This window comes from Clostridium sp., from assembly GCF_016650035.1.
In the GTDB taxonomy this organism is placed as follows: Bacteria; Bacillota; Clostridia; order Clostridiales; family Clostridiaceae; genus Clostridium_AD.
The window spans coordinates 1-10,250 of sequence record NZ_JAENWM010000112.1 but is presented as its reverse complement, the minus strand read 5'-3'; the positions used below and the strand labels follow the sequence as shown (position 1 = coordinate 10,250).

General features: G+C 29.7%; 7 protein-coding genes. All 7 read right to left on the bottom strand.

Going from position 1 to position 10,250, the window contains the following annotated elements:
* Nucleotides 1–576: 576 nt before the first annotated feature.
* Nucleotides 577–3,117, bottom strand: coding sequence for a DNA gyrase subunit A (gyrA, locus tag JJD95_RS18120; protein WP_291644577.1), 2,541 nt, complete (start codon nt 3,115–3,117; stop codon nt 577–579).
* Between the two features lie 113 nt (nt 3,118–3,230).
* Nucleotides 3,231–5,138: a DNA topoisomerase (ATP-hydrolyzing) subunit B gene (gyrB, locus tag JJD95_RS18115; protein ID WP_291644575.1), complete on the bottom strand. Its 1,908-nt coding sequence runs from the start codon at nt 5,136–5,138 to the stop codon at nt 3,231–3,233.
* A 21-nt stretch (nt 5,139–5,159) separates the two neighbouring features.
* Nucleotides 5,160–5,423: an extracellular matrix regulator RemB gene (remB, locus tag JJD95_RS18110; RefSeq protein ID WP_291644573.1), complete on the bottom strand. Its 264-nt coding sequence runs from the start codon at nt 5,421–5,423 to the stop codon at nt 5,160–5,162.
* A 40-nt stretch (nt 5,424–5,463) separates the two neighbouring features.
* Nucleotides 5,464–6,555: a DNA replication/repair protein RecF gene (recF, locus tag JJD95_RS18105; RefSeq protein ID WP_291644571.1), complete on the bottom strand. Its 1,092-nt coding sequence runs from the start codon at nt 6,553–6,555 to the stop codon at nt 5,464–5,466.
* A 142-nt stretch (nt 6,556–6,697) separates the two neighbouring features.
* On the bottom strand, nt 6,698–6,904 hold the full coding sequence (locus JJD95_RS18100) for an RNA-binding S4 domain-containing protein (protein ID WP_291644570.1): 207 nt from the start codon (nt 6,902–6,904) through the stop codon (nt 6,698–6,700).
* Nucleotides 6,905–6,950: 46 nt separating this feature from the next.
* Nucleotides 6,951–8,060 (bottom strand): DNA polymerase III subunit beta, encoded by a 1,110-nt coding sequence (gene dnaN, locus JJD95_RS18095; RefSeq protein WP_291644569.1) that lies wholly within the window; start codon nt 8,058–8,060, stop codon nt 6,951–6,953.
* A gap of 283 nt (nt 8,061–8,343) precedes the next feature.
* A complete protein-coding gene (gene dnaA / locus JJD95_RS18090; RefSeq protein WP_291644568.1) occupies nt 8,344–9,696 on the bottom strand; it encodes a chromosomal replication initiator protein DnaA in 1,353 nt (450 codons plus the stop codon).
* Nucleotides 9,697–10,250: the final 554 nt, after the last annotated feature.

Sequence of the window (10,250 nt, the reverse complement as noted above, 5' to 3'; positions counted from 1 at the left end):
GTTGTTACTCAAGCTCATTACATACTATTTAGTCTTACGACTAAAATTTACTTCTTTTTACTAAAGTAATTAACTGGTTTAGCAAAATATTATTTTGCTATTCTTTACCTATTTCTCTGTTTAATTTTCAAAGACCAATTTCATTTGTCATCATGTGACGACCTCTATAATCTTACTATTTAATTTTTAAATTGTCAACATATTTTTCTATTTTTTTAAACATTATTTCTAACTTAGAAAATTATTTAACTTTTAAAAAATAAACTGCTATAGTTGCTCACTCAGCGACAAAAATTATTATATCAAATCTATTAGATACTGTAATTACATTATCATTATATTCTCATAGATTATTGTTGTTTTTCTAAATATATCTTTGTTTTTCTCCAATTTGCTCATAGTGATACACTAGGTTAGTTGTATATAATTTAAATGATCCTTCACAAAATATACCTCTAGTTTTTATAATAAGTTTATAACTATCCCATATTTTTATTTGATTGTACTTAATAAAAGAAATATAAACACTATAAAAAAAGCTTATTCGAAATTATTTCGAATAAGCTTTTTACTATTTTAATCTTCTGTTTCATTATTTGTTTCATCTTCTGCTTTATCCTCTATGTCTAAGTCATTTTCTTCAATGAATGGAGTCTCTATGATGTCTTCTTGCTCTAAGCTCTCATCCGTATTAATTTCATCGCTACAATTGATTTTAGCTATAGCAACTATATTATCTCCTTCTCCGCTCCTCATTAAAGTAACTCCCATAGTATTCCTACTTGTAGTTGATATTCCAGCAACATTTAACCTTATAACAATACCATTGCTATTTATAAGTATCATTTCATCGCCGTCTTTTACTATTTTAGCACCTACAAGTTTTCCTGTTTTCTCTGATACCTTGTAAGTTATTACCCCTTTACCACCTCTATGTTGAAGTGAGTATTCTGAAACTAAGGTTCTTTTTCCGAAACCATTTTCACTTATAACTAAAAGTTCCTCTTCAGGTGTAACAATATTCATAGCCACTACGATATCGTCTTGTCTTAGTGTTAACGCCTTAACTCCCGTTGCAGTTCTTCCCATGCCTCTTACATCTTTTTCGCTAAATCTTATAGAATAACCATTTTTAGTAGCAAATAACATTTCACTATGTCCATTTACTATTGCAACTCCAATTAATTCATCATCTTCTCTTAAATTTATTGCCTTTAACCCATTCTTTCTTATAGCAGCATATTTATCAAGTGATGTTTTCTTGACTAATCCATGTTTTGTTCCCATTATAAGATAATTATCTTCAGTAAATTCTTTAAGAGATATAACAGCTTGAATTTTTTCATCGTTAGCTATAGGTATAATATTAACTAAATTGGTTCCCTTAGCTGTTCTACCACCTTCAGGAATCTCAAATGCTTTTAATCTAAATGCTTTACCAGTATTTGTGAACAAAAGAATATTATTATGAGTTGAGGTTATAAAAATATGTTCTACAAAATCATCCTCCTTTGTAGTAACACCTTGTATACCTCTACCCCCTCTTTTTTGAGCACTATAGGTATCAGCTGGAAGCCTCTTTATATAACCCGCATGGGTCAATGTTATTACAACATCTTCCTCTTGAATTAAATCTTCCTCGTCCAAGCTATATGGATTTTTCTCTATTGCAGTTCTTCTTGTATCACCATATTTATTTCTAATCTCCAAAAGCTCATCATTTATTATTTTAAGCAATACTGTTTCATCTGCTAATATTTCTTGTAAATAATTAACTGTTTTCATTAATTCATTATACTCATCTTCAATTTTATCTCTTTCAAGACCCGTAAGTCTTCCAAGTCTCATATCAACAATAGCAGTAGCCTGTTTTTCTGATAAATCAAAAGCATTCATTAAACTTTCTTTAGCTTCACTGATAATTTTTGCTGCTCTTATTAAACGAATTACTTCATCAATGTGATCTAATGCAATCTTTAAACCTTCTAGAATATGAGCTCTAGCTAATGCTTTATCAAGATCAAATTGAGTTCTTCTTCTTATTACCTCTTTTTGATGATCTAAATAATAAACCAAGCACTGTTTTAAATTTAAAGTCTGAGGTTCTCCATTAACAAGTGCTATCATTATAACTCCAAAAGTGTCTTGCATTCTTGTATGTTTAAATAGCCTATTTAATACTATGTTAGGGTTTGCATCTCTTTTTAGTTCTATAACAATTCTCATACCTTCTCTATCTGATTCATCTCTGAGGTCTGATATTCCATCAATTTTCTTATCTTTTACTAAATCTGCAATACCTTCAATAAGTCTTGCTTTATTAACTTGGTAAGGTAATTCTGTTACTATTATTGAATTTCTGCCTTTATTCTCTTCAATGTCCGTTTTGGCCCTTACAAGTATTCTTCCTCTTCCCGTTTCATAAGCACTTTTTATTCCTGCTCTTCCTAAAATGATTCCTGCTGTAGGAAAATCTGGACCTTTTATTTTTGTCATTAAATCACTTATTTCTACTTCTGGGTCTTCAATAAGCATTAACACTCCATCTATAATCTCTATTAAGTTATGTGGAGGTATATTGGTTGCCATACCTACTGCAATACCTGTTGATCCGTTAACTAAAAGATTAGGAAATCTTGAAGGCAAAACTGATGGTTCTTTTTCTTCCCCATCAAAGTTAGGAACATAATCCACTGTCTCTTTATTAATATCGCGAAGCATCTGTATTGTAATTTTGCTCATTTTAGCTTCTGTATATCTCATCGCTGCCGCTGAATCACCATCTACAGAACCAAAGTTACCATGACCATCAACCAAAATACATCTTTGTGAAAAATCTTGAGCCATTCTAACGAGTGCTCCATAAACTGCAGTATCACCATGTGGGTGATATTTACCTAAAACGTCTCCAACAATTCTAGCACACTTCCTATATCCCTTTTCTGGTGTTAATCCTAGTTCATGCATAGAATATAATATCCTTCTATGAACAGGCTTAAGACCATCACGAACATCTGGAAGTGCACGACTTACTATAACGCTCATAGCATAATCTATATAGGATTTCTTCATTTCTTTTCTTATATCTACAGGTAAAATTTTCCCCTGATTGTTCATATGTTACACCTCTTTAAAAAAAATATTTTAACGACATTTCTGAATATAATTTAACTATTACCTATGACTTAATACAATTGCTTTATTAAATTGACCAAATCAATTTAAATAATCTATACGTCTAAGTTAAGTACTTTCTTAGCATTTTCTTGGATAAATTCTCTACGTGGTTCTACTTTATCACCCATAAGAATAGTAAATATTTCATCTGCTGCCATTGCATCCTCTACACAGACCTGAAGGAGAGTTCGCTCTTCGGGATTCATTGTTGTATCCCAAAGCTGTTCTGGGTTCATTTCCCCAAGACCTTTGTATCTTTGTATATCAGTGTTAGTGTCTTTTCCACCAAATTCTAAAAGCGTCTTTTCAAGCTCTTTTTCACTATATATATACTGCTCTTTTTTACCCTTAGAAACCTTAAATAATGGAGGTTGAGCTACATATACATGTCCCTCCTCAACTAATTCTTTCATGTATCTATAAAAGAACGTTAGAAGTAGAGTTCTAATATGTGCTCCATCTACGTCTGCATCTGTCATAATAATAATACGATCATATCTTATTTTTTTTACATCAAAGTCCTTACCTATACCAGCACCAAATGCAGTTATCATAGCTCTAATTTCATTAGATGCTAGCATTTTGTCAATTCTTTGCTTTTCAACATTCATTATTTTTCCTTTAAGAGGAAGTATAGCTTGAAATTTTCTATTTCTACCCTGTTTCGCTGAACCACCAGCTGAATCACCCTCGACTAGATATATTTCACATTCCAAAGGGTCTTTTGAAGCACAATCTGATAATTTTCCAGGAAGAGTTGTACTTTCAAGTATAGATTTTCTTCTTGTAAGTTCTCTTGCTTTTTTTGCTGCATCTCTTGCTCTAGCTGCATTTAATGACTTGTCTATTATATTTTTACCTAACTCAGGATTTTCCTCTAGAACATTACTGATAGCCTCACCAACTATGCTATCAACTATGCCTCTTACTTCACTATTCCCAAGTTTAGTTTTTGTTTGACCTTCAAATTGAGGATCCGTAAGCTTTATAGATATTACAGCTGTAAGCCCTTCTCGTACATCCTCACCAGATAAGTTTTTATCATTATCTTTTAAATAACCAAATTTTTTAGCATAATCATTTACTATTCTAGTTAGTGCATTTTTAAAACCAACTAGATGTGTTCCACCTTCTACAGTATCTATATTATTCGCAAAAGAAAATATATTTTCTGTGTATGTATCATTGTATTGTAATGCTATTTCAACAATATAATCATCCTTACTTCCTTGTATATATATAGGATCCGGATGAACTTTACCCTTATTTCTATTTAAATATTCTACAAAGGATTTTATTCCTCCCTCGTACAAAAATTCTTGCTTTTTATCTTCTCTTTCATCTTCTAGAGTTATTCTTATACCCTTATTTAAAAAAGCTAATTCTCTTAGTCTTTGAGAAACTGTTTCATAATCAAAATCAACTTCCTCAAAAATTTCTGCATCAGGAGCAAAAAATATTTTTGTTCCATGTTCCTCTGTTGTTCCTATTTTCTCAAGTGTACTAGTAGTTTTTCCTTTTGAAAATGTTTGTTTCCATATTTCACCATCCACTTTAACTTCTACTTCACAAACCTCAGACAGTGCATTAACTACGGATGCTCCAACACCATGAAGACCACCTGATACTTTGTATGCTCCACCACCAAATTTTCCACCAGCATGTAGTACTGTCATTATAACTTCTACAGTAGGTATTTTCATTTTATGATGTATTCCTACAGGCATACCTCTACCGTCATCTATAACAGTTACAGAATTATCTGCGTGTATAAACACATTAATATTCTTACAAAAACCTGCCATTGCCTCATCTATACTGTTATCTACAATTTCATAAACTAAATGATGAAGCCCGCGAATACTAGTGCTTCCTATATACATACCAGGTCTTTTTCTTACTGCTTCTAATCCTTCAAGTACTTGTATTTGACTTTCGTCGTAAATATTATTTAATTCCATGAATGTTCCTCCTAATTTACTCTAAAGCTCATAATATACGGTTTCTGTTCTCTTAGATAGTGTTTGAGATGATATTGGTGAAAAATATATTTTACTTTTTTTATCGACCTCAGCTATAACAAATGATTTAGACATATTCTTTGTTATTCTCTCTACAAAACCATCTTCTTCGGCCATTCTTAAAAATTGATTAGTATCCGAACTGTACATAGTAGTTTCCATGTCAAATATACCTATAATGTCTTTTATAGGCACTACAACATTTTCTCCCAAATGTAAAAACATATAATATCCTCCTTAATAATTCATACTATCTTATTTTAATCTATGTAATTTCTCTTAATTCACCTGACATAACCTCAAATATCTTACTTTCAGAATTTAAATGTTTCCTAATATCATTGATCCCAGTGCAAGTAATTAATGTTTGAACTTCTTTTATAGAATTTAATATATATTCTTGCCTTTTTGTATCTAATTCAGACAGTACATCATCAAGTAATAATACTGGGTATTCTCCAGTTAGTTCTTTTATTATTGCTAGTGCTGAAAATTTAATGGTTAAAACCGATGTTCTTTGTTGTCCTTGCGATCCAAAAATTCTAGCATCGTTGCCGTTAATATCTATGGAAAAGTCATCTCTATGTGGACCTATTGATGTGGTTCTAGTTTCAATATCTCTTTTTCTATTTTTACACAGGAGAGAATACAATTTTTCCTCTATGTTATCGGATCCTTTTATGGGTGTTAGATATTTAATCTCTATTAATTCACTATTGGACGTTATATCACTATGTATTTTTTTTCCTTTTAAATTTAATTTTTCTACATATGTAATTCTATCTTTTATTATAATTGCACCAAATTCACTAAGCTGTTTATCATATACCTCAATAATGTCACTATTTGTATTCCATTTCTTTATAGCCACATTTCTTTCATTTAGAATTTTTTTATATTGAGTTAAGCTATAGTAATAACGGCTACTTAACTTACACAGTTCTATATCTAGAAATTTCCGTCTATGTGACGGAGAATCTTTAACAATATTTAAATCCTCAGGAGAAAACATGATTACATTGAAACTTCCTACAAGCTCTGACAGTTTTAGAACCTTTATAGAATTAATATTTACTCCTTTTTTACCTTCTTTAAAAATCTTTATTTCTATCTTTTTATCTAGTCTAGTTTTACACACATAAAGTTTTATATATGCTTCTGTGCCATTCCAGTTTATTAATTCCTTATCTCTATTGGTTCTATGAGACTTAGCCAAACTACAATAATAAATCGCTTCTAAAATATTTGTTTTCCCTTGTGCGTTATCTCCTACAAATACATTAGCACCTTTATTTAATTCTATAAATAGTTTGTTAAAATTTCTAAAATTTAAAAGTTGTAAATATTTTACATGCATATAATCACCTATTATGATTATAACATATATATATATAATTATATTAGTTAATATGTATAATTATATTCTTAAAATCATTTTACAATAAACATAAATTGTGCACCGTAGAAAGTTTAATATTTCTACGGTGCATTCATTTATTTTAAACTATTTTATAAGACTCATTATTAAACTCAATTATATCACCTTTTTTTAATTTTTTGCCTCTTTGAGTTTCTATCTCACCATTAACTTTAATATCCTCATTTTTGATATAGTATTTTGCTTCTGTACCTAAACAAGCTATTCCAGCCCATTTTAGAAAAGAATCTAATTTTATTATATCCGTTTCTATCTTTATTTCATTCATTTAAAAACCTTCTTCCCACAAATATTTTTATAAATATATTTTATTATTAATTATTTGTAGCTCTTATCCTTACTGGTAATACCATATAAGTACAATTATTTATTTCCTTGTTTTTCACTACACAAGGATTAACACCGCTAGAAAACTCCATAATGATTTCTTCCTCTTCCATGATTTTAAGTAACTCTATTAGGTATTTAGAGTTAAATGCAATTTGCAGAGGCTCTCCTTGCAAAATTATATTTATTTCCTCTCTAGCCTTTCCCAATTGAGAATTGGATGTAATTATCATGATATCTTCTTCTATATTAAATTTAACTAAATTTGTATTTCCCTCCTTTGCCATAAGAGATGCTCTTTCTATACAGTTTAGTAATTCAGCTCTTTTAGCTGTTATTTTTAGTTTATATTCTTCAGGTATTATTGAATTATATTTTATGAACTCACCTTCGAGAAGTCTTGATATAACTTTTGTTCTACCAATGTTAAATAGAATATGGTTTGGAGTGAATGTTATATTAACATTTTCATCGGTTTCCTCTAGTATTTTTGCTACTTCGCTTAATGTTTTACCTGGTATTACAGCATTTATACTATAATCGTTATCCACATGTTCACTTCTAAAGGCTACTCTATATCCGTCTAGTGCTATAAGATTAAGCTTTTTATCTTTTATTTCTAATAATACTCCTGTAAGAATTGGCCTAGTCTCATCTTGAGCAACTGCAAATATAGTACCTTTCATCATATTTTTTAATACCTTTTGAGAAATAGAAAAAATCATATTTTCTATTATATTAGGTAAACTCGGATAATCATCACCATTCATATGTATTATAGTTGCATATGATTTTTGGCAAACTATTTTAATAGAATTATTCTCATCAGAAGAGATATCTACTGTACTATTAGGTAATTTTCTTATAATTTCACCAAAAAGCTTAGAATCTAATACTACACTTCCATCTTCAATAACGTCTGCAGTAATTTTAGCTTCAATGCTTAAATCAACATCAGATCCTATAAGCGTTATTTCTTTATTTTTTGCAATTATTAATATTCCTTGTAATATAGGCATAGTAGATTTTCCAGTAATAGCTTTTTGTACATTTGAAATGGCTTCTTGTAATACATTTTTTTCGCATATAAATTTCATTAAAAAAAGGCCTCCTTATCCACATGGGAAATTAATTAAAGATAGGTAAGATACTAATCAAAAATAGTAGTAATAGTAGTAGGGGCTGTTGATATGTTAGTAACCTATGCTAGGCTTTAAGCCCGAACAATAATCATGATAACTAAATGTGGATATGTATGCAAAAAAAAACTACAGTTATCCACAGTATCAACAGCTGAGAGTTATGTATTATTTTATACACAGGGTTATATATAACTAGTATCAACAATTGTTAGTAACATCAGTTAGTATAGGCATTATACTACTTTTGATTTATCTTTTTAGTAAGTTCTGCTATGTTATCTTGTAAATTTTCATCTTCTTTAAGACCTTTAGATATTTTCTCACAGGCGTGTATTACGGTTGTATGATCTCTGCCTCCAAATTCTTCTCCTATTTTAGGTAGTGACATATCTGTAAGTTTTCTGCACAAATACATTGCAATTTGTCTTGGAAAGGTTATGTTTCTAGTTCTTCTTGAAGATTTAAAATCCTCTACTTTTAAATTAAAATAGCTAGAAACTATATCTTGTATCAGTTCAATAGTTACTTGTTTTGAATTCCGATTAGAAATAATATCTTTAAGTGCTTCAGAAGCTAAATCTATACCGATTTCTTTATTAGTTAGTGAAGAGAAAGCTACTATTCTAATAAGAGCTCCTTCTAGTTCTCGTATATTAGATTTTATCTTTGTGGCAATATACACCAAGACTTCATTAGGTATAACTAAATTATCTACATCTGCTTTCTTTTTTAGAATAGCAATTCTAGTTTCAAAATCAGGGGCTTGTGTATCGGCTATAAGTCCCCATTCAAATCTAGACCGAAGCCTGTCTTCTAGAGTAGGTATTTCTTTAGGTGGTCTATCACTAGATAAGATAATTTGTTTATTTGCTTCATGAAGATCATTAAATGTATGAAAGAACTCTTCTTGAGTACGTTCTTTACCTGCAATAAATTGAATATCATCAATTAAAAGTACATCTACATTTCTATACTTATTTCTAAATTCTACGTTTTTGTCATCTTTAATAGAATTTATAAGTTCATTTGTAAATTTCTCAGAGGATACGTATACAACCTTAGATTTAGGGTTATTAGCCAATATATAATGGCCAATAGCATGCATTAAATGTGTTTTTCCAAGACCAACCCCCCCATAAATAAACAGTGGGTTATATGCCTTTGCGGGAGATTCAGCTACGGCAAGAGATGCTGCATGAGCAAATCTATTACTGTTTCCAATGACGAAAGAGTCGAAGGTATACTTTGGGTTTAACGTTGCAGACATTTCGTCATTAACTATTGAGCTATTCCTTTCGGCTTCTCGTTTTGATTTAGGTGACTCTATTTCCGCTACTTCTTCAGATAATATAAAGAAATCTATCTTATATGTTTTAGATGTAAGTAATTTTACAGCATTCATTATTAAATCTTTATATCTATTTTCTAGAATGTCTTTGGTAAAATTATTAGGAACACCTAATTTAAAAGTATTATTGTCTAAGGCCATAGGTTCTATACTTTTAATCCAAGTATTAAAACTAACTTCTGTAAGTTCGCCTTTTATTATGTTTAAGGTTTTTTCCCAGATATCTTTAATTTGGGTGCTCATGTTCTATCCTCCAGTCAATTAAAAAAATTTTTATATAAAAGTAAACAATGTATAAACAGAGTTATAAACATTAAATTTACAACTTATAAATTGTTAATAAGTAGCATTAAAAATATGCACATGTTAATAACTTTGTTTATACTTCTAATATAACTTAAATTACTAACAATCAAAAAAAAAATATATCAACATATTAAATAACGAATAAATCTACTTATATAGCTAAAAACAGATAAAAGTTATAAGTTTTATACAACATTGTAGTAGTTATTCACAATTTTGTCCACAACTTGTGAATAACTTTATTTTTATATAGGTTATTCACAGCCTATTCTTATATAATATCAAAAAAAAGCAAGGTGTTCAAGAAGTTATCCACAAAAAAACATATAAATATAAAAAATATCAACAATAGCAATGAAAATCAGACCTGAAGCATAAAAATATAGCCCTTGTATATCAAGGGCTATAAGTTTTTTTCGAAAAACTTTTTCTTAAATGCCTCTGGACAACACCACAGATCACATGTTATGATAATATTGGACAGGTAGGTG

Coding starts and splice junctions, on each gene's coding strand:
- gyrA (WP_291644577.1), bottom strand. CDS start 3,117: ATGAACAATCAGGGGAAAATTTTACCTGTAGATATAAGAAAAGAAATG.
- gyrB (WP_291644575.1), bottom strand. CDS start 5,138: ATGGAATTAAATAATATTTACGACGAAAGTCAAATACAAGTACTTGAA.
- remB (WP_291644573.1), bottom strand. CDS start 5,423: ATGTTTTTACATTTGGGAGAAAATGTTGTAGTGCCTATAAAAGACATT.
- recF (WP_291644571.1), bottom strand. CDS start 6,555: ATGCATGTAAAATATTTACAACTTTTAAATTTTAGAAATTTTAACAAA.
- JJD95_RS18100 (WP_291644570.1), bottom strand. CDS start 6,904: ATGAATGAAATAAAGATAGAAACGGATATAATAAAATTAGATTCTTTT.
- dnaN (WP_291644569.1), bottom strand. CDS start 8,060: ATGAAATTTATATGCGAAAAAAATGTATTACAAGAAGCCATTTCAAAT.
- dnaA (WP_291644568.1), bottom strand. CDS start 9,696: ATGAGCACCCAAATTAAAGATATCTGGGAAAAAACCTTAAACATAATA.